The following is a 24,636-nucleotide window of genomic DNA, read 5'->3' as shown; positions in this document are numbered from 1 at the left end:
TTAGCGTCCCTCCTTGTACTGCTGGTAGATGACGACCGTGACGAGCAGGCCGATGAGGGCCGCCGTCACGAACGCGATGGCCGAGGCGAGTCCGCGGCTGTTGTTGAAGGTCATGACCACCATACACGAGAGCGACGGGACGGTCGAACAGCCCGAAACGGAGTCGATGAGCCCGTACACTCGCATCGCGTCGATTGTTCGAAAGAGGATCGCGATGCCGAGGGCCGGAAGCACCAGCGGGAGCGTAATCATTTTGAACTGTTGCCAGCGGCTCGCGCCGGCAACCCTCGCGACCTCGTAGAGATTTCGGTCGATGCTCTGGAGGCCGGCGAGGATCAGCAACGCCATGAACGCCGTCGTCTTCCAGATATCGGCGACGGTGACGATCAGCAGAGAACTCGCCGGATCGTTGAGCGTGTTGTTCTGTGCGATGATGCCGAGGGGCCCCAGGTAATCGACGAGGAACCCCGTATCGGGGTGGAACATCAGGTAGAAGATCATCCCCTGGATGACGATGGGAATCGCCCACGGAATGATGATCGCGGCCCGAACCCACCGTCGCCCACGGAAGTCCTGGTCCAACACCAGCGCCTGTCCGAATCCGATGATCGTCTCGAAAAAGACGCTCACGACGGTGAACAGGAGCGTGACGATGAGCGCGCTACGGAGAAACCCTTCGACGTGGACGAACGGGAAACTCCCGCTCGTGGCCACCCCTCCCGGAAGGAACGTGGTGGTTCCCGGCAAGTTCGCGTCCGCCTCGCTGGTGAACAACTGGACGTAATTCTCGAGGCCGACGAACTCCGGATCGCTGAGGACGTTCGTGTACAGCGACAGCTCGAACGTCCGCAAGAGCGGATACAGCGCGATCGTTCCGAGCACGAGAAACACCGGTGTCAACAGGAAGTAGGCGAACCCCGTTTCGCCGAGGTTCTCCATCCACCGGACGATCCTCACGAGCGGGCCCGAACGCTTCGATTCTCGAGCAGGCCCGCTCGGTTGATTTTCGGTGCTCATCGTTACGATTCGGTATCTTCGAGACTATCCTGCAGGTCCGCGGCGGCGTCTTCCGGGCTCTTCTCGCCGGCGACCGCCTGGTTCACCTCTTCGGCGATGACGCTCGCCTGATTCGTCCACTCGCTGGTTGACGGGCGCGGCATCGCGTTCTCGCCGGCGACTCGAAGGGTGTCCATGTAATCGCCGATCGGTTCGACGTCTTCGACCTCCTCGGTCTCGAACAGGTGCGGCTTCGGGGGAATCCAGCCCCAGAGTTCGAACAGGCCCAAGTTGAGGTCGTCGGCCATCGCCGCTCGCATCACCTCGAGTGCTCCCTCCTTGCGCTCGGAGTTTGGGTTGAGGACGATATGCCAGCCGCCGAGCGCGGACGTCGTTCCGCCCGCTCCGGGCTGGGCCGCGTCTTCTTCCGACACGGCGTAGGGCATCGGCATCGCGCCGTAATCGTCCGCGGAGACGTCGTTGTCCTCGTCTTCGATCGTATCGACGATCGCGTACGGCCAATTGCGTTGCATGGCCGCGTTGCCGCCGGCGATCGCTTCCCGGGCGTCCTCTTCTTCCCACGACGTGATCGAGGAAGTGGCGAGTCCGGTCGGATACTCCTCGAGGGTGTCCTCGTCGTGTTCGTCGGCGACGAACGTGCGCATCATGCTGAGCGCCTCGATGAACTCGTCCTCGTCGACCGTTATCGGTCGGTCGCCGACGGGACCGAGGAGGTTCTCCTCGCCGCCGAAGTAGGCACCGCCGAAGGAGGTCATGACCTCGTTCCACGTACAGCAGGCGGTTCCCTCGTAGGTTTCCCACTGAGTCGCCAGTCCGTACTCCGCATCGGAGTTGTCGACGATGTCTTCGGTGATATCGGCCCACTCTTCCCAGGTCATCGGCTCGGTCGCCCACTCCTCGAAGTCCTCGTCGTCGTAGCCCGCGTCTCGAGCGTAGTCCTTGCGGTACTGCATCGTCGCGTAGTCGGGGAACAGCGGCAGTCCGTAGAGGTCGCCGCTGTCCGGATCTCGAGCGGTCTCGGTAAACGCCTCGAAGTATTCGTCTTCGATCTGTTCGAGTTCGTCGTCGTCGAGTTCGTCGCTGAGGTTTGCGATATCGCCACGTTCGATGAACGTGTTGACCCAGCCGTTGTCCATCAGGAACAGATCGGGTTCGGTTTCTTCGGCCTGGAGGAGGTTCGTGTAGGTGTCGCGTCGGTCGCCGGTGTCGCTGTCTCCCGGCTGGAGCTCGATTTCGGTGTCTTTGTCGACGCCGTTTTCGTAGAAGAGATCGAGTATCTCTTCGCCGACAGCGTCCTCTGCGTCCGGGTCGAAGCCGAACGTAACCCCGTCCGTGCTCGCACTGCCCCCGTAGATACAGCCCGCGAGGCCGACCGAGGCTCCGGTTGCTCCCGCCGCCCCCGCCGCTTTGACCAGTGTTCGCCGCGAAACACCCGGTTCGTTTGTGCTTGTTCCCTGTGAGCCGTTGTCAGGCATGAGCGAATGTCTCGATTGTAAGTATTTATAATTAGCGGATAAGTTACAACGGGTGTAGTCAACAACTGTGGGTGGCACGAAAATTGCCACTCCCGTCCGCGAGAGGCGCTACATGTCTGTCCGGTCCGGAGCGTGCAATCGCGAAAATGCGGCGTTCGTCTACGATATTCACCCGCCGACGGAGCCGCTCCGAAGTCGTTCGTTGCGGCCGTCCGTTACTCGAGCAGTGTTGATGCGCATTACTCGAGCAGTGTTGATGCGCATTACTCAGCAGTATCGGCGCACACTACTCGAGCGGTGTCGACGCGCCCTACTCGAGCGGTTCGATCGTTATCCGCGTCGCTTCGATATCCTCGAGTAGCGCCGACCAGCCGCCGACGGTGTACGTTCCCTGATCGGTCTCGAGACTAATCGAAACTTTCCCCGCGAGCCGGGAGACGGGCGATTCCTGGTCGTCGCTTGCGTTGATTCCGGCGTAGGTCGCGTCGGTTATGGTGCCGTCCAACGTCAGTTCGCGACCCGTGTCGGTTTCGAAGCCGTGAACGGTCGCCTCGATGTGGGTTCCCTCCGCGAGCAGCGGATCGATGTCTCTGACACATTGGCGCATGTCGACGTAGGTGATCGGCTCTCCGTCGTGTTGTTCGGAGTAAACCGATTCGTGAAACTCCCAGAGGCCGGTGAGAAAGTACCAGTGAAAGACGTACGCGTACGTCAGGTCGTTGACGATGATACTGTACTGATCCGCGGTTCGTCCGTGGGGCGAAAAACAGGCCCACGACCGATCGATCAGCGCGACGAACGGCGAGGGTAGTTTTCGGTATCGCGCTTCCGTACACGTCGTTTCGAACACGTCATCGGAGGGAAGCGACACGCCCTCGTCCATCGTCGACAGGCAGACTTTGACGTTGACGCCTCGCTGGTAGGCCTCCTCGAGCGCGTCCGAGAGCTCGTCGAACTGACCGATCGTCAGCGCGACTTTCACCTGATCCTCCGCCGATCGGATCAGTTCGTCCGTCTGTGCCAGCACCGTATCGAGGCGCTTGACGATGCTCACTTTGTGGTCCTCGAGATCGGGTCGGCTCCATCGCTCCTCGATTTCGTCGGCTGCGGTATCGAACTGGTCCGCCCGCGATCGCAGATCCGAGAGCACCTCGCTCGGATCGTGTGCCCGCGCGTGCAGGCTGTCCTGCTCGTAGGTTTCGATGTAGCCGTCTTCCTCGAGATCCCGCAACACGTCGTAGATCCGTGCGTCCGGGACCGAACTCGCCTTCGCGATATCGGTCGCCGACGCTGATCCGCGTTCGAGAAGCGTCACGAACGCGTCGGCCTGATACGGGGAGAGCCCCGCATCCTCGAGTGTGTTGGCCAGGGTGTCGCCGTTCATGGTGTATACGTACGTGGTTTCGATTCACACACCTCAACTTGTCGGAACTCGACCCGCCCTCCGGTCACCGGTCTTTCCCCGCTGGCGGCCACACAGGTCGTTTCGGTGCCTCGATCCGTTCGATTTCCCCGTCCGTCAACGAAATCTCGAGCGCGCCGACGTTCTCTTCGAGGTGGGCCATCCGGCGCGGCCCGATGATCGGGGCGTCGACGAGGTCCTTGTGAAGGAGCCAGGCGATGCCGATCTGTGCCGGCGTTTTCCCCTTCTCGTCTGCTATCTCAGATATCGCGTCGAGCACGTCCCAGTTTTCGTCCGTGAATCTCGCCTGCGTGTACTCGTCCGTCGCCGCCCTGTTGTCCCCGTCGGGGTCGGCGTCCCGATCGTACTTTCCGGTCAGAAATCCGCCGGCGAGGGGCGACCACGGAATCACGCCGATGTCCTGATCCGCACAAACCGGCAACAGGTTTCGCTCTTCGTGCCGATCGACCGCGTTGTACTCCGGCTGGAGACACGTGAACCGTTCGTAATCCTCGATATCCGCGGTGTACAACGCCTTCGAGAACTGCCAACTCGCCATCGTACTCGCGCCGACGTATCGGACGAGTCCCTCCTCGATCAGGTAATCCAGCGCCGAGAGCGTCTCTTCTATCGGCGTCCGATCGTCCCAGCGGTGGATCTGGTAGAGATCAATATAGTCGGTTCCGAGCCGCTCGAGGCTCGCTTCGCATTGATCCAGGACGTGCTTTCGAGACAATCCCTGTTTGTTCGGCCCCTCACCCATCCGCGTGTAGACCTTCGTCGCGATAACGAGTTCGTCTCGATCGAAGGATTCGACAGCACGACCGACTATCTCCTCGCTTTCGCCGTACGAGTAGACGTTCGCCGTGTCGAAGAAATTGATACCCAGTTCGCGAGCTCGATCGATGATTTCGCGACTCCGCTCCTCGTCGTCGATCATCCACGGCGCGTCACTGCCGAAGTTCATACAGCCGAGACAGAGCCTCGATACCTCGAGGCCTGTCGAGCCGAGTCTCGTATACTCCATTCGAGTGCTACTCGATCGTCGCCGTATATAATGCTGGTGTGGGCTTGGGGTACCGCGGACGGGTGTCGTCGGTTCCCTCGAGGGGAATGACTGGCGCTTTCCGCCGTCCAACGCGACCTCTTCGTCGAATCACCTCCTCTCGAGGGCGCTACATTCAAGCGAGTGGCACGAGAACGGACGATCGATGACCGATCCGTTCGAGCGCATTCGTCGTCCGGAGCATGTGGGTAAGAATCGGTGTTGGCCGTGTACTATCGTCAACGCCGCTATTCTCGCCCTCGTTATCGGGATACTCACGCTCCGTCGCCGTCTCGCCGCGGGTGCCGTTCTCGCCCTTACCGGAACCGCGACGATCGTCTTCAGAGGGTATCTCGTCCCCTATACGCCCCGGTTCGCGCCTCGACTCGTCGCCGGGCTTCCGGGAGAACCGTTCGGTCACGATCGGGAGGGCTCGCTGGCCGATAGCCGCGGTGTGAACCAGTCGGAATCGATCGGGACGGCCGGAGTCGGTGACGCTTCGAAGTCGACTCCCCCGAGCGGTGAGGATATCATCGCGGCGTTGCTCGAGTCCGGTGTCGTCGTTCCCGACGGCGAGGAATTCGTTCTCGAGGACTCGTTTCGACGCGAATGGCGCGGGGAGATCGAGCGTCTCCGCGGCCGCTCACTCGCGGAGCTCGCAGTGGTCGCGGACGACCTCACCTCACAGTCGGTCGAAACGCGCTCCGAGCGGACCTGGGGTCGGCCGCACGTCGTTCTCGACGGCCCCGGCGGAATCGTTTCATTCCACGAACCAGTCGCGCTCGCGGAACTCGGCGCGGCATGCGCACTCGAGTCCCGTCTCGACGACACGACGGTTCGCCTCGCCGCGGGTCGACCTCTGCGTCCGTTCCTTCGGGAGTGTCCGCGCTGTGACGGCGAGTTGATCGTTACACAGCGCACCTGTTGTGGAGAGGTGACACCGATCGGATCATCGCCTGCGGAAAAGCTCGTCTGCGAGGAGTGTGAGGCGACACTCTTTGCGTACGAATAGCGAACAGCCCAAGCGCCGTGACCAGCTCGAACGTTCTGCCCGTCTCGTTCGTCGAGAACTGTCTAGTTAGATTTTAAACAGCGGCAAGCCAACCACCCCGTATGGCAAATCACGCATCCGTCACGGATCGCCTGGTCGAAAGCGGCGTCATCGCCGTTCTTCGCGGTATCGACGACGAACAGATCGTTCCGGTCGCTCGAGCGATTCACGACGCCGGCGTCAACGGAATCGAGGTCACGGCCGACGGCGACCGCGTGCGCGAGAAGATCGCCGCGGTCGACGAAGAACTGTCGGATACGGACGCGGTCATCGGCGCAGGAACCGTCCTGGACGCCCCGACCGCACAATCCGTGATAGACGCGGGCGCGAAGTTCGTCCTCGCGCCGGACGTCAACATCGACGTTATCACGACCTGCAACCGTCACGGCGTCGTCTCGGTTCCGGGCGTCATGACCCCGACGGAAGCCGTCACCGCGGTCGAGGCGGGGGCGGATATCTTGAAGATGTTCCCGGCGACGACGGTCGGCCCGGGCCACATCAGCGCGCTTCAGGGGCCGCTTGGTGATCTGCCGATCGTTCCAACCGGCGGCGTCTCCACCGACAACGTCGCAGACTTCTTCGACGCAGGCGCGCTCGCAGTCGGTGCCGGAAGCGCCATCGTCGACTACGACGCGATCGAAGCGGGAGATATGGACCAGGTCCAGCAGACGGCAGCGGAGTTCGTCGAGGCTGTCGACGCGGCGCGCTGAGCGAACGCGGTCGCCTCTTTGAACCGTCCCTCCGTCACATGGGAAAATATTAATTACGTCTCTTGTTAATAACGCTGTATGACACTCGATGTTGGCGTCCTCGGTTACCGGTTCATGGGCAAAGCGCATTCGAACGCTTTCGAGCGATTACCGATGTTCTTCCCGGACGCGCCGGATATCGAACGGAGCGTGCTCGTCGGTCGGAACGAATCCGAGCTTTCGGCGGCCGCAGACCAGTTCGGCTTCGATTCGATTTCGACCGACTGGGAGGAGGTCGTCGACGAGGTCGACGTCTTCTACAACCTCGGCCCGAACCACGTCCACGCCGAACCGTCGATCGCGGCTCTCGAGGCCGGAACGGCCGTGTTCTGTGAGAAACCCCTCGCACCGACCCTCGAGAGCGCAGAACGGATGGCCGAGGCGTCGCGGGAGGCCGGTGACGATGTCCCCGCCGGCTGTGCCTTTAACTATCGGTTCGTGCCGGCAATCCAGTACGCGAAGGGACTCCTCGAGGCCGGCGAACTCGGAGAGATCCGTCACGTTCGCGGGCGTTACCTGCAGGATTGGTTGGTCGATTCCGATGCACCGTGGTCGTGGCGAAACGACGAGGAGATGGCCGGCTCCGGTGCGCTCGGCGATCTGGGCGCGCACACGGTCGATCTCCTGCAGTTTCTCGTCGGCGACATCACTCGCCTGAGCGGACATCTCCGCACGTTCGTCGACGAGCGACCGGTGGAGGGGAGCGACGAAACGCGCCCGGTCACCGTCGACGACGCCTACTCCGCGCAGGTCGAGTTCGACGACGGAGCCATGGGCACGCTCGAGGCGTCCCGGTACGCGACGGGACACAAGAACGATCACACGATCGAGATCGAGGGTTCGAAGGGGAGTCTCCGCTTCTCACTCGAGCGCCTGAACGAACTCGAGGTGTGTTTAGAGCACAACCGCGGCTACGAGACGATTCTGGTGACCGACGAGGACGATCCGTATCTCGACCACTGGTGGCCGCCGGGTCACGTCCTCGGCTGGGAACACACCTTCGTCCACGAGAACTACGAGTTCCTCTCGGCAGTCGAAGCCGGTGAGCCGTTCGAACCGAGCTTCGAAACCGGGCTCTCGGTACAGCGCGTGCTCTCTGCTATCCAGGACAGCGACGAACGCGGCGAGTGGGTCGATATCGAGTAGAACTGGTTGGGTATTCCTTTCGTCCATCTCCGTAACGCATTACTCACCGCCCTGTGAACTGAGCCTATGTCACACGAGGTGGTCGTTGCCGGTGAGACGTTGATCGACTTTCTCCCAAAACGACCCGGCCCCCTTACGAGCGTCGAGGGATTCGATCGCAGACCGGGCGGTGCGCCCGCGAACGTCGCTGTCGCGCTCACTCGACTCGAGTCGACGCCCCTGTTCTGGACGCGAGTGGGAGACGATCCGTTCGGTCGATATCTCGCGACGACGCTTGAGGAACTCGGACTCCCCGCGGACTCCATCGAACGAGACCCGGAGGCGAAGACGACGCTCGCGTTCGTCACGCACGACGACACCGGTGATCGATCGTTCTCGTTTTACCGCGAGAACACGGCGGATACCCGATTCGAGTCCGGCACCGTCGACGACCGGACCCTCGCGTCGGCCGAGTGGGTTCACGTCGGCGGCGTCGCGCTCTCGAGCGGATCCTCTCGAGACGCGATGTGTGACTTGGTCGACCGGGCGTCCGACCACGGTTGTACGGTCTCGTTCGATCCGAACGCGAGACGGGAGCTCTGGCCGGACGAGGAAACGTTCAGACGAGTTACCCGCGACGTACTTACCGACGTCGACGTGCTGAAAGCGACCCGAGAGGAACTCGAGTTACTCGGATTCGACGGGTCGTCTGGCGATCGCGTCGCTCACAACGCGCTCGAAGCCGGCCCGCACACGGTTTTGCTCACTCGCGGAAGCAATGGAGCCGTCGCCGTTACAGCCCCCGAGGCACCCTGGTCAGGAACGGCGATCCATCCCGGATACGAGATCGACGTGGTCGATACGACGGGTGCCGGAGACGCGTTCGTCGCCGGCGCGATCGTCGGATTGAACGGCGGACGCGGGCTCGAGGAAACGCTCGAGTTCGCCAACGCGGTGGCGGCGACGACGACGACGGCGACGGGCGCGATGACGGCGCTTCCGGATCTCGAGGCCGTCGACTCGATCGTCGGGAGGAATTGACTCGGGAGACTCGAGCGATCGACAAACGGCTGGAACTCTCTATCTCGTGTGATTTCCCCGTACTAGCGGATTCTGAATGTTGACTTTTTTCTACAATACTATTGAACTATATACTGCTGATGGATGAGGCCCGTTACTCTCGAATTTTGTGCTGGGACTTCTTGTTCTTACTCTTCCGGATGCCTCCGAATAGCTTGATCGAAATCCTCCGAATAGGTTGATTGCAATGGATCTATCGTGCCCACGTTTCACTTCACTCAAACGATTTTGGGCCACGGCCGGTATGAAAACAGCGCCATCTGTTCCGGTCGCATTGTTCTATTCGTCTCCCCCTTTTCGAAACCATTAGGTTATTTTTGTCTGTGAGGTACAATATGGCACTTCCTTCCTCTCGATAGGAAATGATCCATCGGCCAAATTCCGATAGTAGATAACATGACACGATCGACACTTCGGTCTGCTAAATTACTTGCGGAAAAGAATATCTACTTCGACGACATTTCCGGGTTCGATGTCGGTCGTTTCGAGCAGTTGGAGAAACTGCGTTTCGTTGCCGCCGTCGAGGACGCGCGCAGGGACCGTTCGTTCGGTCCGGTCGAGCGTCGCCTCTATTTCGACGAGTCGGTCTCTGATTTCTTCCCGAACGGAGTGAGCGGACTCGGTAGTGTCTGTCGTCGTCTCTTGGCTCGCCTGTTCGGCTTCCTGCGAGTTTTCCTCCTTCTCGAGTCGTTCCGTGGAATGACACGCGGTTTTCTCGTCCGCGACGGCCGCGTGGTGTGTTTGTGGCGAATTTCGGGAAAACACTTCCTCGAGTCTGTCGATATCCACACCTTCCGCTTCGAGATCGATCTCCCCTCGACGAACGGCGATTAGTTCACTATCGGTACGGATAGGGAGTTCTCGGTTTGCGTGCCACTGGTTCCGTCGTATCTGTTTTTCGGCTTTCTCGCTAATCCACCCGGGTGCTTGCCACTCCCCGTTGTCGTAGAGTCGATACTGCTCGGAATCGTCGGTTCCCCACGTAAAGCATCGGTCGAATCGGCGTTGTAACTCCTTTAATTTGTACCCTGAGGCGTGTTTGAGGACGACTTCTTTGGGAGCGAGTCGTTTCACGACATCGTCGATCGTGGCGGTATCCGGGTGATTGCCGCACTCGTAGCTATACGTCGTACACTGCTCGTTAGATATTCCCCTCTGGTCGGTCGTCGAGAGCTGAACGAAAACGCCGTCCGGATCCGTTTTAATCGCTCGAAAGAGTCGTCTCGTACTTCCCCTCGTGGGCGTATTCGGTCCCGCGATAGTTATTCCTCCGTGATCAAGTACCTCCGTTGGCGATTCGAACACGTCGTACGCGTCGACCCCGGGTGCGTCTATCTCGAGTGACTGGTACAATTTCGCCGCTTGACCGACGATAGAAACCGGTATACGTCGTCCGAGGGTTTCGATGGTGGTTCCCAAAAGCGCCGCGTATCGAACGCCAGTGAGTGAACTACAGGCCACGACTACCCGCGACCCGGCCGACGCTCGCTCGAGGATCGTCCGAATCGATTCGTTGCAAACTGTCGTCGGCGAATCGCTGGTTGCGACGTTTAGCAGTACGGCGTCGATTTCGAACGGATACTCAGTTGGCAGTCCAGCGTAGCCAGCACAGGGTTGCGTCGTGAAGTCTCCTGTCGCGAGGATGTGATGTTCGTTGTCCAGTTGTTGGGCCGGGTCGCTCTCATCACGAAATCGGAGCACGAATCCCGCGCCACCGGGTGTGTGTCCGGCCGGCACCGGGCGGACCTCCAGCGCGTTGAGAATCGACGTCCACGCCGTTATCGGTTCGACCGCCTCGAGTGCGTCGCGAACGTTCCCCAGGTCGTTATCCTTTTGCGCTTCCGGAAGCGCGTGTTCGAGAACCGTCGCCGTGCTCGGAGCGGTATAGATCGGTGCGCTGTGTATGGTGTTCTTTGCGAGGGTCCGATAATGATCGATATGGGCGTGAGTGAGGAGGATGGCATTCAGATACTCGTCTTCGCCGAGTAGCGAGTCGACATCGACCCCGGCTCCGGAATCGATAAGGACGCATGCTCGAGTCCCGTCGTCCGCAGTGAATCGGACCAATGATGATTCGTTACCGTCCCTGACATTGGCGTGTTGATAGGATACTCGCATAGTCTTTTGCTAATCCTCTCCTCTCTCTGTATTTAAACAATGGTAATTTTGATAGGCGATTACTATCAGATAACTTTCGAGTGGTATCTGGTATCCTATGACATTGGGGATCTCATTTTGGTATGTAGTATCCAAATATATATTACAAACTTCGATAATTAGTTCGTATGACGCTCTCCGATTTCTTTGACCCTGACGGAATCGCTGTCATTGGCGCATCGAAGACGCCCGGCAAACTCGGCAACGACGCGATGACGAATATCGAATCGTACGACGGAACGGTGTACCCGGTCAATCCGTCGAGTTCCGGCACCGTCTACGGCTACGAGTTCGTGGACTCGGTTCACGACACGGACGCCGATCTGGCGTTGTGTTGCGTTCCGGGTCCCGTTTTGCCGGAAATTATCGAGGAGTGCGGTGAGGCCGGCATCGAGGCGGCGGTTATCTTCGCGGGCGGGTTTGCAGAGGTCGATGAGGAGGGCGAACAGTTGGAGGCGACGATCACCGAAACGGCAGACGAGTACGATATTACGCTTCTCGGACCGAATACGGCGGGATACATCTTGCCTCACCTCGATCTCTATGGTTCGTTCGTTCCACGAATCAAAGAAGTAGAGACCGGCAACGTCGGTATCCTCGCACAGAGCGGTGGCGTCGGCGTGACGGCTTCCTTCCAACTCGAGCGTGAAGGCTACGGTGTCTCTGCGATGTTCGGCCTCGGTAATCGTGCGAACACCGGTTTCGCGGAACTCATCCCGGCCCTCGACGAGGATCCGAACACGGACGTGATCGCGCTTCACATCGAAGGGACCGAAGATATCGACGGGTTTCTCGAGGCGTGCAAAGCGGCGGAGACGCCCATCGTCGCGCTCAAGGTCGGCAACGCGGCTGTCGGCGAGTTTGTGCAATCCCATACCGCCGCCCCGACTCAAGATACTGCTCGTTACGAGGACGAACTCGCCGGCCACGGCGTGACGATGGTCTCTTCGCTGACGGAACTTATCGACGCGAGTCGCGCACTGGCCGATACACCCGTTCCTGACGGACAAAACGTCGGCGTCGTGACGGCCCAGGCGGGGCCCGGTATTATCGTTGCCGATGCACTCAAGGGGGCCGGAATCAACTTTCCGGACCTCTCGGAGGAAACGCAGGAAACCGTCGACGATCTGCTCCAGGGTATCACCTATACCGAAAACCCCGTCGACACTGGCCGCCCGATGCCCGAATTCGGTGCCGTCGTTGAGGCCGTCGCTCGCGACGAGAACGTCGATATCGTCCTCGTGTACGAGATTTACGAGGATTCACTCGGCTATCCCGTCGAAGAACTCGATAGACTCACCGACGAAGTGGACAAACCAGTGCTCTTTACGATCGCTGGTCCGAACGAGGCCCTCGCGGACGAACGCGAAGCGATGGAAGAGATCGGCGTTCCTACGTTTCAGTCGCCCGAACGCGGTGCAAATGCTGTCAGGGCGCTCGTCGACTCGAGTTCGAACGGATCCGAACCCGAAAAGCGTGCAGTAGAAACCCCGATCTGAGTTCGCTCAGCTGACTCCTTCCGTTCGACCGTGAACCCGCCTGGCCTCAAAGCGGCTGACAGACGACCGGTCGATCGGCTTCCAGGATCACTTCTTGTGTCACACTTCCGAATATCGCCTTTCCCGTGGGTGATCGTTTACGACCTCCGAGACTAATCAAGTCAACATCGTTATCGTTTGCGACTCGTCTAATCTCGCGTTCAGGTTCTCCGCTGGTGCCGATGATTTCAGGTTCTATTCCGTGCTCGTTGAATACATCCATCGCCGTTCGGACGGAACTGACCTGTGGAACCGCAATACCGTCCGGATTGTCGGTGAAGACGTGAAGTATCTGGATCTGATGGGCGTCGGGATCCATCGGCATCGCGGTGATTTCTTCGGCCTGCTTGCGCGCCTGTTCGTCTGATTTATCGAGACAGACTAATGTCTTGTACATATACCGCATCTAATCGTGTTACACAAATAAATCCATTCCAAAGGAACACTGACATGATACCATACTGAAAAGAAACCGTTTCCGATTCGACTACTTAGAAGGGATACTCGCGCGGTTCGTGCTGAAGCGAGATCCACTTTTTCTCGGTGACTTCGTCGAGGAAGTCCTCGCTGTTGTAGCCGCCGACACCCGACGCTCCGGTTCCGCTGAACGGAACGTGCGCTTCGTCGTTAATCGGCTGATCGTTGACGTGGACCATTCCGGTCTCCATCCGTCCAGCGATTTCCTTTCCGGTACCGACGTCACCTGCGTGAACCGATCCTGACAGTCCGTACTCCGTACTGTTTGCCATTTCGATCGCTTCGTCGACATCAGAGAACGGGATGACGGGAGCGATCGGTCCGAAGTGTTCGAAACAGGCGGCGGACATGTCGTTGGTCACGTCCGAAAGCACCGTCGGCGCAACGACGAGACTGTCCTCGACGCCGTCGATGTCGACGGTGTCGCCGCCGGTTTCGAGCGTCGCACCGGCCTCGAGCGTTTCGTCGACGTACTCGAGCATTTCCTCCCGCTGGGACTCGTCGATGATTGGACCGACAATCGTATCCGGATCGTGGGCCGACCCGACCGGTAGCGACTCGGCACGTTCGGTGAGTCGCTCGACGTACTCGTCGTAGATATCCTCGTGAACGAGGTGTCTGTTGATCGAGATACAGACCTGTCCCTGGTGGACGAAGCTACCGAACGTCGCCGCGTCGACGGCCGTCTCGATGTCCGCTTCCGAAGTCACGATGTGTGCGTTGTTTCCGCCGAGTTCCATCGCCGCAACGGCCAGGTTCTCGCCGGCTGAGGCTGCGACTTGACGGCCAACCGGCGTCGAGCCGGTGAACGCGACGACGTCGCTCTCCGGGTGGCTTGCGATTTCGTCGCCGATTTCGGACCCGCGACCGGTAACGACGTTAAGGACACCGTCGGGGAAGCCAACCTCATCGAACAGTCGACCGAAGAGGAGCCCGCCGACGACGGGCGTGTTCGTCGATGGTTTGAGGACGACCGTGTTCCCCGCGGCAACCGCCGGTGCGACCGCTCGCATCGAGAGGTTCAGCGGGAAGTTCCACGGTGAAATCACCGTCACAACTCCCTTCGGCTCGCGCTCGACGATATTTTCTTTCCCCGGAATGTTCGAGTGTGCGTGCTCGCCTTTCATCCGGCGCGGAAGCGTCGCCGCTTCGGCGAGTTGATCCTCGGCGAGGTGGACCGATGTCCCACCCATGACGGCCGATCCCCCAGCTTCGTTGGTCAACAGGCCCATGATCTCCTCGCTTCGTTCTTCGAGGGTCTCAAGGAGTTCCTGTACGAGTTCTTCGCGCCGCGCTGGCGGCGACGCCGCCCACTCGTCCTGTGCGTCTGCGGCTGCTTGGTACGCGTCATCGACGTCCGCCGGTGATCCGCGCGGAACGTGCGTAATCGTCTCACGCGTCGATGGATCCTCCACTGCGATCGTTTCCCCGCTCGCGGATTCGGTCCACTCGCCGCCGATGTACAGTTCGTCCCACTCCCCCTCGATACTATATGGTGACTGACTCTGTTGAGCCATACCGAACCTTAGGCCGAGTCCGTAATCAACCTTTGGGCAGTTCTTCTCGAGCGTACGCCAAATCGCAAGCAGGCTATGGCTCGGCGAGTAGCATCCTTCGTTGCGTTTCGTTACTCGATGCGATGGACCTCGCGACATCCCGGTATCGTGAATGTAACCGCCTTCGTTCTGACTGCTCTATCGCCGATTATCCGGTTAATTGGCCGTCATAACCTCGTTGTAACGCTAATTCGATGGTTGATCGGAACGCGTTTGAAACCGATTATGTTATAAACTACATTAGAGTTGAAACAAAATATTCAGTACTTGTTGTTGACAAATACGCACAATTGTATTCGATCCGACTGGTGTGGCTATTTCGAGCCCGCAATTACGGTGAGGTCTTCGTACTGACTGCGAAACGCGAACCAGAGGCCGTGTCGGCCCGGAACCCGGTCGAGGGTTTCGCCTCGAGACGCGAGTTCCTCTCGAGCGATCGTCCACTCTCGCTGATCGTCGTCGACGAGCGCGTTCCCGTTTCGTTCGACCGGGAGTGGGGGTGCTCGGTAGACTGCCACGTCTCCGGTGGGGTCTTCGAGAACGACTCGTGGATCGCTCGAGTCGTCGTCGACGATGATCCCTTCCCGGCGGACTGCCTCGGTCGGGTAAATTCTCGTCCCATCGGGTTCGGTTGTAACGCCGTAGACGCGTTCTTTTTCGGGGAGTTCGCTTTCGGCGGCTTCGACACCCGGTTGAACCACGCTTTCGTTTTCCCAGTAATGACGGAAGATCCCGATTTCGTCGGTGTAGTAGCCGTAGTCGTAATCGTATCCGGTTTCGATATCGAGAGTTCGGCTGTCCGGATTTTCCCGCTTCCATTCGCCCCAGTTCGTCTGTGTTATTGAACGGATGTCCAGCCGTTCCTCCCGACTCAAATACTCCCCTGCGATCGGAACTCCACGATGTTGACTCCAGAGGCTTTCGGTCTCTTCGTCGAACATCACTTTGTTTCCCTCGAGTAGCATTCCCGAACTCCCGAACGTCAGCGTTCGGTCACCGACCGTTCGCTCGTAGAGGATCGGTGCATTACAGAGCGTACAGTACGTTAGACTGACTGAGTGGCCGTCGATAGTCGCGTTCAAAAGCTCGTGTGGAAACAGTATCCAGCGCGGGACGGCGTATGCCGTTCCCTCGATTTCGAATCCGAATACGAGGTCGTCATCCGTCAGATAGCGCCGGTCGTCGCGTGTGTCCGTTCCCGCATCGACTTCCGCCGCGGGGACGAAGTCGGGTTCGTTAAGGGCGGCCAGAAACGATCTGTCGCAGTTTCCCCAGCGGATGTCCTGTAGATCGAACGTCCGAGGCGTCGCCTCGAGGAGCCCGCCGACCGGGGGCAGATAGGATCGGTACAACCGGAGTTTCCACTCGTCGAATCCCTCGAGTGGTTCGATGTCCTGCTGGGAATACCAGGTTTCCCACTCGACCCACGCGTGGTCGGAATCGAAGTTCGGTTCGGCGAGTTCACACAGGGCGTCGACGACACCGGGCCACTCTGCCTCCGGAAGCTCGAGGTACCTGGGTGGTGACCGATCTCGCATCACTTCAGGGAAGCCAAACGCCTCCCACTGATTTGCGATGGAGTCGATCATCACGATCTCCACCAGATGGGGGACCACTCGCTCGTCACCCTGTTGGCTCAGCTTTTTGATTGCTTCCGCGTGGGCGTCCACGTCGCGTACGAGCAATTGCTCGGACAATCGTTTCAGTTCGTGTGATCTTTCCGTGTCCATTCTGTCTCACTCTGCGTTTCCTGTCGTGATAAATCTAGATACTGACTCCCACCCTCACTGCTTTCTCATTAGCCCTAACTCTCGCCTTCCTGCACTTTCATCTGTCCCGTTCCCCCGGATGGGATGATTTCACCCGGATACGGTCGTCAGTACCGATTACAACCATTCGTTTGTAATATTTGTTTTAACTAGTTGTAATTCATTTGCATTGAGTAGATACTTCGAGGTTGCTGGTCGCCCTCGGCCCGGGCTGGATATTATAATTGACTCCGTTCTCCTTTGTTCGTCGGTATTTGGTAAACTATTGATCGATATTTCTGACAAATTCATCGCATCCGCGCATTTCCAAGCGTTCGCTATCAGAGAACGAGGTGGATATCACCGCCATATCCGCCCAGGTGGCATGTTGTGGCTTAACAACGATATATATTACAGACTTAGGAATGTAATGTATGGTGAGATCGACGACGAACTGCGTTTCTTGCTGTCGAACGAAGATATCCCGCGTTTCGTGAACACCTTGCCGTCGATTCCGGAGTTACCGCTCCCAGTACCGACATCACGCCCCGATTCGTATTCGGCTGGTTCTACGGTTCGGTTTCGTTCGCAGAGTCTGATTTTGCGTATCCGAGCGCTCGCTTTCTGTTACTGCATGAGGCCCTCCTGCTCTTCACTTCGTAACGCGTACTCGAAAGGGATGTTTTATAACGCCATGTCCGAATGAATCAGGTATGCATTTCGTCCGATACGACGGCGACCGACTCGGAGTACTCACCGATGACCAGACCGGAATCGTCGACCTGACCGATCGCCTCGGCCTCGAGAGCGACGACCCACTGATCGAATACATTCAGGGCGACTACGACGCAACTCAGTATGCCGACGAAGACGCCGACCACGACGTCGAGGACGTTCACGTCGAATCCCCCGTCGAGCATCCGAAGAAAGTCATCGCCGCTCCACTGAACTACGAAAACCACATCGAAGAAGCGATCAGCGACAAGGATATCACCACTGACGAGTGGTTCTCGATCGAAGACAAAGGATACTTCCTGAAAGCGCCCTCGAGCATCGCCGGACCGGACGACGGCATCGAACTGCCGTTCTCGGATCGCCGTGTCGACCACGAAATCGAGCTGGCGTTCATCATGGGTTCGGACGTCAAGGATGTCGACGCGGACGAAGCATGGGACAACATCTTCGGCTACACGATCCTGCTCGACATCTCCGTCCGCGGGGATCAGGACCGTTCGAACCGGAAGTCCTACGACACGTTCACCATCATCGGCCCGTGCGTCGCGACGCCGGACGAAATCGACGACCCCCAGGATCTGGATATGGAACTTCAGCTCAACGGCGAAACGCAACAGGACGACAACACCAACGACATGGTCTATACCTGTGCTGACGTCGTCGAATACGCGTCTCTCGGCGCGACGATTTCGGCCGGTGACGTCATCACGACCGGGACGCCGGAAGGCGTGAGCGAACTCAACGACGGCGATACGATCGACGCCGAAATCGAGGACGTCGGCTCGATGACCGTCGACGTTACCGAACGCGATGCCCGATTCGCTGACGTCAACGTCGAGAAAGGCGGACAGTAACTTCGGCGGCGAAGACCTCGATTTTCGCGGCAACGTTTTTTACCCGAAACAGGCCCGAAGAGCCTCAGCCAAACTACCCGTGGAGATCACGCTGAACGGGCCCCGTATAACGTCTTTCTCTACGTGTTCAAATTCTCTACGCGTCCGAACGGCGATTCGGTGTGCGAGGCAGTATTCTTATGACCGATCCGCTACAATAGCTGTCTATGGCCGAATTCGAGAATCCGTACGCAAAGGAAGATCCGTTCGTTCAGGCGCATTTCGACTGTCTCGAGTGTGGTGGAAAACTCTGGGAGTATGCGATCCAGCAACAGATGGTCTGTGAGGATTGTCGAGAAGTCTTTCGCTCGGATCGCGTCTTCGACGATCAGATCGACGACCAGGACCGCTGATCCGGTTCCCAGCGTTGATCGCCGAGTAAGTGTTCGTCGGTCCAGTCGGTCCACTCATAGGGTCGGTTGTAACGATTTACCGGAGCAACCGCAGGACGACTCGCGGTTGCTCCGGAAATGACTGATAATCGACCCTATTACGGAATCTCTCTCGCCGGTGAACTCACCCCGCCCGTTGGACCGGTGGCGTGTGACAAGTCATCCGCCCGTTGGACCGGTGTAGATGTGCTCCAAACACTTATGGTGATACTTGCGTAACCATACGATATGGCACAGCAAGAGTCAGAAGACCCGATAGAGTTGAGTTCCGAGACTCGGAGCATCTTAGAGGAGCAGAACCTCAGACCGCTCTGGGAGGTTGAAGAGACCTTCGGTGATGTCTATGACGACCTCCAGGCCGAAATCTGGAAGTGGGACGACATCAAAAATGCTATCGACCACGTCGAAGAGGATATGCCGATTGAGGAACTCCCACCGGGGTTCCAGCGTCGAGTTGCAGTACCGATCAACGCTTCGCTCGGGAATTCAATCACGAACACGATCTACGTCGGCGTTCAGACCGTTTCGCCGGGTGAAACCGCGCCGTCGCACCGTCACGGTGCGAACGCGTTGCGGTTTACCATCGACGGCCACGAGGACATGAAGACTGTCGTTGCCGGCGAAGAGTTCCCGATGGAGAACAACGATCTCATCACGACGCCACAGTGGGAGTGGCACGACCACGTCAACGACTCCGACGAGACGGCCATGTGGCTGGACGTGCTCGATCTGCCGCTCGTTCTGGATTCGCTGAACGCCACAAACGTCTTCGAAAATCACGAACTCGAGCGCCAACCCGTCACCAAAACGGAAGGGTACTGGGACTCGCAGTACGGTCGAGCGCGTTCGTACGACCAATCGAAAGACGGCTCTATCCCCGGACCGTTCGAGGGAATCCGGGATCCGACGCCGCCGTATCGGTTCCGATGGGAGGATACGGTTCAGACGCTTCGACAGCGCGCGGATAACGACCAGCCGGACCCGTACGACGGCTACAGTATGTCCTACGTTAATCCGACGTCGGGGGCACCGCCGTTGTTCCCGACGATGTCGTTTCGGGCGCAGTTACTCAACGAGCCGACGGACGCTCACTTCCACAACGCGACCGAGGTCTACTTCGTCATCGAAGGCGAGGGCGTCACCCACGTCGAGGACGAAGCCCTCGAGTGGGGCAAGTGGGATATTTTCTGTGTCCCGCCCGGCAAAGCCCACCATCACGAGCCGGACGACGAAGCAATCCTCCTCGGGATGACGGACCGACCCGTGTTCGAGGCGTTTAATTTCTACACCGAAGCAGAGGCCTAAGAATCCCCGGTGACCGTTTCTCCGTCTCTTCGCTGTGCATCTACGCTGAGGCGCGCCCCCGCTGTTTTCGTGTTCTATCGAGACCGACCGAAACTGATAGCGACGGTCGACTTTCACCAGAACCGAACCGATACCGTTGTCCGAGCCGCGGCCGATCGGACGAGGTGCACGGTTCACTCATAGGGTCGGTTGTCCCTGTTTACCAGTTTGTCGCCAGAGCGGGGTGGCGAATGGCCGGAAATGACTGACAACCGGCCCTATCAGTCGCTCTCGTCGTCGGGAGCTAACGCGATCAGCGCATCGAGTGCAAGCACATCCTCGGACCGCGCCAAGAGTGGATTGATCTCGACCTCCGACACTGCGGACTCCTCGACCAGGAACTCACCGACCGTCTGTATCGCGGCGGCGATCGCTTCCCGGTCGACCGCCGGCTCGCCGCGATAGCCGTCGAGAAGTCCCGACGCCTCGAGTTCGTGGGTCATCTCGAGGGCTTGTTCTTCGGTTACCGGTGCGAGCCGGTGGCTCGTATCCTGGAGGACTTCGACCGCGACGCCGCCGAGACCGACAAGCACGGTCGGACCGAACGACGGATCTCGCGTTCCGCCGACGATGACTTCGATGCCGTCGTCAACCTCGAGTGCGGATTCGACGCGTACCGCCGCGTCTATCCCCTGACGGTCGGCCGTTTCGAAGATTTCGCGGGCGGCGTCGGCGACCGCATCGTCGTCCGCCACGCCGAGGACGACGCCCGCGCCGTCGCCCCAATCGCTTTTGTGCTGAACGCTCGGCGATTCGATTTTTACGACGACCGGATAGCCCAATCGCCGCGCTGCGTCGGTCGCTGCTTCTGGCGAACGGACGGTTTCACCGTCGGGGACATCGATGCCGTGTGCCGAAAGCACTTCTTTGGCTTCGGATTCGGTTAGCGCGGTTCGTCCCGCCGACGTCGCCGTTTCGATGTGATCAGTCATCCGTGTTCACCTCGCTTTCGACGGCGTCAGCAGGTGGATTCCGCCTCGCGTAGTTGACGAGCGCCCCGACGGCGTCGGCTCCTCGTTCGGGAGTCGTGTACGTCGGAATGTCACACTCGGTCATCTTCTCGAGTTCGGGCTCGAGCGCCGCTCGTGCACCGCCCGTTGCGAAGACGATCGGTTTTCCGGTCGCCTCTGGGAGGCCCTCGAGTGTCTCCGTCGGGAATCCGAGTCCCTCCTCGAACAGTTCGTAGACGAGGACGATATCGACGTTCTCGTCGCGAGCGACGGCTTCGACGACGTCCCCGAATTCGGGCATCGGACGACCCGTGTCGACGGGGTTGGCCGAGAAGGTGATTCCCGGCAGAATTTCCTCGACGACGGCCTGCGTCTCGTCGCTCAGTGAGGGGAGGGTTGCTCCCTCGCCCTTCAGCCGGTCCGTGATCGCGATCCCCGGACCGGCTTGTGCGGTCACGACGCCGACGTTCGGTCCCGACGGGCGCGGACAGTCCGCCAGCGCCGTTCCGGCGTCGTACAGTTCGGCGACCGAACGTACCGTCGGGACGCCGTACTGTGCGAAGCCCGCTTCGTACAACTCGTGGTCTCCGGTGAGCGATCCGGTGTGTGATTCGGCGAAGTCGCCGACGTCTTGTTCGCCGACGTTGTACGCGACGACGGGTGTCGATGCCGACTGACACGTTTCGAGGAGGCCTCGAGCGTCGTCGGTCCCTTCGACGTGCAGGACGATGGAGTCGGTTTGATCGTCGGTGTCGAAGAAGTCGATAGCTTCCTGAAAACCGACGTTTGCACTGTTTCCAAGTCCGACCATTGCGGACACACCACGCCCTTCGTTTTCCGCTCTGAACGCGGTCGCAAACGCAATTCCGCCGCTCTGGGCGATAATTGCGACGTTTCCGGAGCGGATGTCTTCAGTCCCGGTTGCGAAGGTGGCGTGTAGATCCTCTGCAGGACGCAAGAACCCGCTCGTGTTCGGTCCGAGCAGGTGGACATTTCCGTCGTCTGCGGCCTCGACGAGTCGTCGCTGTAACTGTTCGCCCTCTTCGCCAGCTTCGGCGAAGCCGCCGGAAAAAATAACGGCGGCTCCGATACCCGCCCGACCGCAGTCTTCGATTACGTCCGGAACGACCGGCCCGGGGACACAGGAAAGTGCGAGGTCGACGGGACCGTCTATCTCCGTTACCGAGGAGACGAACTCTCGACCGAACACGGTTCCTGATCCGGACGGGTTGACCGGATAGATCGGCGCATCGTACCCAATCGCGTTTTGCATCGCTTCGTACCCGATCTTTCCTTCCGTTGCCGAGGCACCGACTACGGCAACGCCATCGGGGTCAAATAAGCTATCTAAGGCCATAAGTGGATTTGTGTATTACGGAGCATAGTGTTTTCCCATCCGATCGTTTTCGTCGCAAGTCGTGTCCGTCGGTGCAGATAAGCTATCCGCCGATCGACCGTCGAAGCGATGTGAATGCACCGCTCAGTGTACCGATAATCGGTTCGCTGTCGATAACCCCGATCTCGTCTACGGATCCGTTAGGTCCAGTCGTCCGGATCCACCGCATCCATTGGTTCCGTTCGGTGTTCCTCGTGCAGGTCGAAGTCCCCGTCCGGGTAGTAATCCGGGGCCTCGAGTTCGAACCCGCTCCAGATAAGCGAGAACTGGTCGAGTTCGCCCCAGTCGGTGTACTGGATCGGTTCGGCGAAGATGGTATCGACCTCGATCTCGCTCATCGCAGCGGCGACATCCGTCGGGTCGTCGCTCTCTTCTTCTTCGATCGCTTCGGCGATCAACTGCACGGCGACGTAACCGAGAGCCTGAGCGGGACCGAAGTAGTCGCCGGTCTCCTCGTAGAACTCTTCGGCGAGGTCCTGGTACTCCTCGGAGTAGACATCCGGGAGATGGCCGAACGTAAAGCCGTTCTCGATGTCGTCGCCGATCGCTCTGTAGTTCGACTCGGGTGGCGACACTGCCGCGGTAAACAGCTCCGGATCGTACTCTCCGGACTCCATGAGGTCCAGGTACATATCGTTAATACCCGGCGCGTGCCCGGAACCGATCAGCAAGTCCATGTCGTTCGGGAGGTTGGTGATGTACTCGAAGAAGTCGTCCGCGCCTGCCGGTGCTTCCTCGATTTCTGCATCGGGGAAGGTCTCTTGTATCGCGTCGTTCGCAGCGACACCCCACGCGTAGTCGGCGGTAATCGCACCGAGCGTGTCGAATCCTCGGTCTTCGACGAGTCCTTCCTGGCCCCTGATGAACGCCGGTGACGGCGGCAGTCCCGTCCTGAAGGTGTAGTTCGAATCGTGACTGAGAATCTCGACGTCTCCCGCCGCGTGTAGAAACAGCGGAATTTCGAGGTCCTCTGCGGTGTTCGCCGCGTTGACGCCGACGTCGCTCGAGACCGGTCCGACCGCCGCGACTGCACCACCGTCTGCGGCACTCGTCAGTATCGTCGACGCTTCGGACGGATTCGATTCCGTGTCGACGGCGTCGTGTTCGAGGTCCTGGTCGAGTAGCCCACCGTCGTCGTTAATCTCGTCGATTGCGAACTCGACGCCGGCAGTGTGAGCCTCGCCGTACAGTGCGAACTGGCCACTGTAGGGCTGTAACCCTGCGATTGTGATGTGATCGTCGTCCCCACCGAGGAGTGCTGAGCATCCCGCAAGCACACCAGCTGTCGCCGTGCCAGCGGTTGCTTTGAGGAATTTGCGTCTCCCAGCACGGCCCTGTGTACCGTTTGACATACGTATGCGGATAGTGTGCACTTGCCCCTCTTTAATCTTCCCCCATTTATCATGCTAATTAGAAATATTTTGATTTCGAGGCGTTCCTGCCAATACAACTAAAAAACGATATTCCACTGAAAAAATTACAAAAGCAGATAATTATTGGTGTATCTCGAGCGTAATTCGATTCCGTATAGTCTCTGTGGCCATTCGATTGATATATAGTCTATTTATGGTAACTAATATGGTGTATAAACAGTCGAACCGCGCCGAACTGATGGACAAAGCTAACAGGATCGGTGATCCTGAGTCTGTATGAGAACTGATTCGATCGTCGACGGGCTACTCGAGCAGGTAAAACCGTTCTTTCTCGTCCCTGCCGTTGCAGTGGCCGGGTTCGGTGGTGCACTCGCGATCGAGGTTTCTGTGAGAATCGTCGTCGTTCACGGCTTGACCGTCGGAGCCGCCATCTACGTTGCTCACTTGATGGATGCGTACGTCGACTACTACGTTCGCGGGGAGGATTCCGAGGTTGGCCTCTCGAGTCGCTCCCTCGCGGTCGCTATTGTCGCGTTATCCGTCGGATTCTTTCTCCTCGTCGGTGTTCTATGGCGGTCCGCTGGAGTGGGCCCCGTTGTGGTGACCGCTCCCCTATGGGTCCTCGCGATTGCACACGCCCCTGTCTTCGACCGTAATCCAATCACCGGGACCACGGGTTACCCGGTAGGGATCGCGCTGGCGTTTATCGGCGGATACGTCGCACAGACCGGCGAGGTAACTCCCCCGATCCTGTTGGTCGCCGCGAGTTACGTCGGTATTCTTAGCGGCTGTAAGATCATGGTCGACCAACTCGACTATGACACCGATTCGGCACTTTCGAAACGAACCGTTCCGGTAGTCCTCGGCCGAACACGCGCCAGAGTCTCAGCCGACGCACTCGTCCTCGCCGGTGTCGCAGCGATCATCGCGGGAACGGCCGTCGGAGTTCTCGGCCCGCTCGCGGCCCTCGCCAGTGTATTCCCCGCCCTTTCGTTGGCCGTTGCCCGATACGTTCCCTCCGTTTCCCCCGTTATCGCCGTTGGTCTCTCGATGTATCCGTTTTCGGCCCTGCTGTTTGGGAGCCTGATCGGATTGTTCCCGTAACGAAACTACTCGTGGAATATCCGCAGAAT

At 59.1% G+C, this 24,636-nt stretch carries 20 protein-coding genes; 9 read left to right on the top strand and 11 right to left on the bottom strand.

The genetic code is table 11. The features are described 5' to 3' along the window. The 4 genes from ACYQ14_RS20525 to ACYQ14_RS20510 form a co-directional block, all read right to left on the bottom strand. The gene (locus ACYQ14_RS20525) at positions 1–1,017 is read right to left on the bottom strand and encodes a carbohydrate ABC transporter permease (RefSeq protein WP_459890977.1); all 1,017 of its coding nucleotides are present in this window, start codon (positions 1,015–1,017) and stop codon (positions 1–3) included. Between the two features lie 2 nt (positions 1,018–1,019). Next, on the bottom strand, positions 1,020–2,492 hold the full coding sequence (locus tag ACYQ14_RS20520; protein ID WP_459890975.1) for an extracellular solute-binding protein: 1,473 nt from the start codon (positions 2,490–2,492) through the stop codon (positions 1,020–1,022). A gap of 310 nt (positions 2,493–2,802) precedes the next feature. Then, entirely contained in the window at positions 2,803–3,876 is a 1,074-nt protein-coding gene (locus tag ACYQ14_RS20515) for a TrmB family transcriptional regulator (RefSeq protein ID WP_459890973.1), read from the bottom strand. A gap of 64 nt (positions 3,877–3,940) precedes the next feature. Beyond that, positions 3,941–4,921, bottom strand: a complete 981-nt coding sequence (locus tag ACYQ14_RS20510) for an aldo/keto reductase (RefSeq protein WP_459890971.1) — start codon at positions 4,919–4,921, stop codon at positions 3,941–3,943. A 184-nt stretch (positions 4,922–5,105) separates the two neighbouring features. Between ACYQ14_RS20510 and ACYQ14_RS20505 the strand changes: the two genes are divergently transcribed. From ACYQ14_RS20505 to ACYQ14_RS20490, 4 genes are all read left to right on the top strand, one after another. Next, positions 5,106–5,951, top strand: a complete 846-nt coding sequence (locus tag ACYQ14_RS20505; RefSeq protein ID WP_459890969.1) for a DUF8054 domain-containing protein — start codon at positions 5,106–5,108, stop codon at positions 5,949–5,951. 101 nt (positions 5,952–6,052) lie between these two features. Continuing rightward, positions 6,053–6,700, top strand: coding sequence for a bifunctional 4-hydroxy-2-oxoglutarate aldolase/2-dehydro-3-deoxy-phosphogluconate aldolase (locus ACYQ14_RS20500; protein WP_459890967.1), 648 nt, complete (start codon positions 6,053–6,055; stop codon positions 6,698–6,700). A 78-nt stretch (positions 6,701–6,778) separates the two neighbouring features. Continuing rightward, positions 6,779–7,885: a Gfo/Idh/MocA family protein gene (locus ACYQ14_RS20495; protein WP_459890965.1), complete on the top strand. Its 1,107-nt coding sequence runs from the start codon at positions 6,779–6,781 to the stop codon at positions 7,883–7,885. Positions 7,886–7,951: 66 nt separating this feature from the next. Beyond that, a complete protein-coding gene (locus ACYQ14_RS20490) occupies positions 7,952–8,905 on the top strand; it encodes a carbohydrate kinase family protein (RefSeq protein ID WP_459890963.1) in 954 nt (317 codons plus the stop codon). 465 nt (positions 8,906–9,370) lie between these two features. Here ACYQ14_RS20490 and ACYQ14_RS20485 read toward each other — a convergent pair whose 3' ends face one another. Next, positions 9,371–11,011 (bottom strand): MBL fold metallo-hydrolase, encoded by a 1,641-nt coding sequence (locus tag ACYQ14_RS20485; protein ID WP_459890961.1) that lies wholly within the window; start codon positions 11,009–11,011, stop codon positions 9,371–9,373. Positions 11,012–11,229: 218 nt separating this feature from the next. On the opposite strand from ACYQ14_RS20485, the gene ACYQ14_RS20480 reads away from it, so the two are divergent. Then, positions 11,230–12,600, top strand: coding sequence for a CoA-binding protein (locus ACYQ14_RS20480; protein ID WP_459890959.1), 1,371 nt, complete (start codon positions 11,230–11,232; stop codon positions 12,598–12,600). 46 nt (positions 12,601–12,646) lie between these two features. On the opposite strand, the gene ACYQ14_RS20475 is transcribed toward ACYQ14_RS20480, so the two are convergent. The 3 genes from ACYQ14_RS20475 to ACYQ14_RS20465 all read right to left on the bottom strand — a co-directional run bounded on the left by ACYQ14_RS20475 (position 12,647) and on the right by ACYQ14_RS20465 (position 16,402). Beyond that, positions 12,647–13,036: a universal stress protein gene (locus ACYQ14_RS20475; protein WP_459890957.1), complete on the bottom strand. Its 390-nt coding sequence runs from the start codon at positions 13,034–13,036 to the stop codon at positions 12,647–12,649. Positions 13,037–13,130: 94 nt separating this feature from the next. Further along, the gene (locus tag ACYQ14_RS20470) at positions 13,131–14,633 is read right to left on the bottom strand and encodes an aldehyde dehydrogenase family protein (RefSeq protein ID WP_459890955.1); all 1,503 of its coding nucleotides are present in this window, start codon (positions 14,631–14,633) and stop codon (positions 13,131–13,133) included. A gap of 353 nt (positions 14,634–14,986) precedes the next feature. Further along, complete coding sequence (locus ACYQ14_RS20465; RefSeq protein ID WP_459890953.1) at positions 14,987–16,402, bottom strand: DUF3179 domain-containing (seleno)protein; 1,416 nt, start codon at positions 16,400–16,402, stop codon at positions 14,987–14,989. A gap of 731 nt (positions 16,403–17,133) precedes the next feature. On the opposite strand from ACYQ14_RS20465, the gene ACYQ14_RS20460 reads away from it, so the two are divergent. From ACYQ14_RS20460 to ACYQ14_RS20450, 3 genes are all read left to right on the top strand, one after another. Next, the gene (locus tag ACYQ14_RS20460) at positions 17,134–18,009 is read left to right on the top strand and encodes a fumarylacetoacetate hydrolase family protein (RefSeq protein ID WP_459890951.1); all 876 of its coding nucleotides are present in this window, start codon (positions 17,134–17,136) and stop codon (positions 18,007–18,009) included. A 206-nt stretch (positions 18,010–18,215) separates the two neighbouring features. After that, positions 18,216–18,401, top strand: coding sequence for a hypothetical protein (locus tag ACYQ14_RS20455; RefSeq protein ID WP_283836975.1), 186 nt, complete (start codon positions 18,216–18,218; stop codon positions 18,399–18,401). 267 nt (positions 18,402–18,668) lie between these two features. Then, a complete protein-coding gene (locus ACYQ14_RS20450) occupies positions 18,669–19,745 on the top strand; it encodes a cupin domain-containing protein (protein ID WP_283836977.1) in 1,077 nt (358 codons plus the stop codon). Between the two features lie 260 nt (positions 19,746–20,005). Here ACYQ14_RS20450 and ACYQ14_RS20445 read toward each other — a convergent pair whose 3' ends face one another. The 3 genes from ACYQ14_RS20445 to ACYQ14_RS20435 all read right to left on the bottom strand — a co-directional run bounded on the left by ACYQ14_RS20445 (position 20,006) and on the right by ACYQ14_RS20435 (position 23,482). Continuing rightward, a complete protein-coding gene (locus tag ACYQ14_RS20445) occupies positions 20,006–20,716 on the bottom strand; it encodes an acetate--CoA ligase family protein (RefSeq protein ID WP_459890949.1) in 711 nt (236 codons plus the stop codon). After that, positions 20,709–22,091, bottom strand: coding sequence for a CoA-binding protein (locus ACYQ14_RS20440; RefSeq protein ID WP_459890947.1), 1,383 nt, complete (start codon positions 22,089–22,091; stop codon positions 20,709–20,711). The genes ACYQ14_RS20445 and ACYQ14_RS20440 overlap by 8 nt, the downstream gene beginning before the upstream one ends. Positions 22,092–22,270: 179 nt before the next feature. Then, positions 22,271–23,482 (bottom strand): ABC transporter substrate-binding protein, encoded by a 1,212-nt coding sequence (locus tag ACYQ14_RS20435; RefSeq protein WP_459890945.1) that lies wholly within the window; start codon positions 23,480–23,482, stop codon positions 22,271–22,273. A gap of 297 nt (positions 23,483–23,779) precedes the next feature. Between ACYQ14_RS20435 and ACYQ14_RS20430 the strand changes: the two genes are divergently transcribed. Continuing rightward, positions 23,780–24,607 (top strand): UbiA family prenyltransferase, encoded by an 828-nt coding sequence (locus ACYQ14_RS20430; RefSeq protein WP_459890943.1) that lies wholly within the window; start codon positions 23,780–23,782, stop codon positions 24,605–24,607. The last annotated feature ends 29 nt before the right edge of the window (positions 24,608–24,636 follow it).

Source organism: Halostagnicola bangensis (genome assembly GCF_054653435.1).
This window is presented reverse-complemented; position numbering and strand designations above follow the sequence as displayed.

Coding starts and splice junctions, on each gene's coding strand:
- ACYQ14_RS20525 (WP_459890977.1), bottom strand. CDS start 1,017: ATGAGCACCGAAAATCAACCGAGCGGGCCTGCTCGAGAATCGAAGCGT.
- ACYQ14_RS20520 (WP_459890975.1), bottom strand. CDS start 2,492: ATGCCTGACAACGGCTCACAGGGAACAAGCACAAACGAACCGGGTGTT.
- ACYQ14_RS20515 (WP_459890973.1), bottom strand. CDS start 3,876: ATGAACGGCGACACCCTGGCCAACACACTCGAGGATGCGGGGCTCTCC.
- ACYQ14_RS20510 (WP_459890971.1), bottom strand. CDS start 4,921: ATGGAGTATACGAGACTCGGCTCGACAGGCCTCGAGGTATCGAGGCTC.
- ACYQ14_RS20505 (WP_459890969.1), top strand. CDS start 5,106: ATGACCGATCCGTTCGAGCGCATTCGTCGTCCGGAGCATGTGGGTAAG.
- ACYQ14_RS20500 (WP_459890967.1), top strand. CDS start 6,053: ATGGCAAATCACGCATCCGTCACGGATCGCCTGGTCGAAAGCGGCGTC.
- ACYQ14_RS20495 (WP_459890965.1), top strand. CDS start 6,779: ATGACACTCGATGTTGGCGTCCTCGGTTACCGGTTCATGGGCAAAGCG.
- ACYQ14_RS20490 (WP_459890963.1), top strand. CDS start 7,952: ATGTCACACGAGGTGGTCGTTGCCGGTGAGACGTTGATCGACTTTCTC.
- ACYQ14_RS20480 (WP_459890959.1), top strand. CDS start 11,230: ATGACGCTCTCCGATTTCTTTGACCCTGACGGAATCGCTGTCATTGGC.
- ACYQ14_RS20475 (WP_459890957.1), bottom strand. CDS start 13,036: ATGTACAAGACATTAGTCTGTCTCGATAAATCAGACGAACAGGCGCGC.
- ACYQ14_RS20470 (WP_459890955.1), bottom strand. CDS start 14,633: ATGGCTCAACAGAGTCAGTCACCATATAGTATCGAGGGGGAGTGGGAC.
- ACYQ14_RS20465 (WP_459890953.1), bottom strand. CDS start 16,402: ATGGACACGGAAAGATCACACGAACTGAAACGATTGTCCGAGCAATTG.
- ACYQ14_RS20460 (WP_459890951.1), top strand. CDS start 17,134: ATGCATTTCGTCCGATACGACGGCGACCGACTCGGAGTACTCACCGAT.
- ACYQ14_RS20455 (WP_283836975.1), top strand. CDS start 18,216: ATGGCCGAATTCGAGAATCCGTACGCAAAGGAAGATCCGTTCGTTCAG.
- ACYQ14_RS20450 (WP_283836977.1), top strand. CDS start 18,669: ATGGCACAGCAAGAGTCAGAAGACCCGATAGAGTTGAGTTCCGAGACT.
- ACYQ14_RS20445 (WP_459890949.1), bottom strand. CDS start 20,716: ATGACTGATCACATCGAAACGGCGACGTCGGCGGGACGAACCGCGCTA.
- ACYQ14_RS20440 (WP_459890947.1), bottom strand. CDS start 22,091: ATGGCCTTAGATAGCTTATTTGACCCCGATGGCGTTGCCGTAGTCGGT.
- ACYQ14_RS20435 (WP_459890945.1), bottom strand. CDS start 23,482: ATGTCAAACGGTACACAGGGCCGTGCTGGGAGACGCAAATTCCTCAAA.
- ACYQ14_RS20430 (WP_459890943.1), top strand. CDS start 23,780: ATGAGAACTGATTCGATCGTCGACGGGCTACTCGAGCAGGTAAAACCG.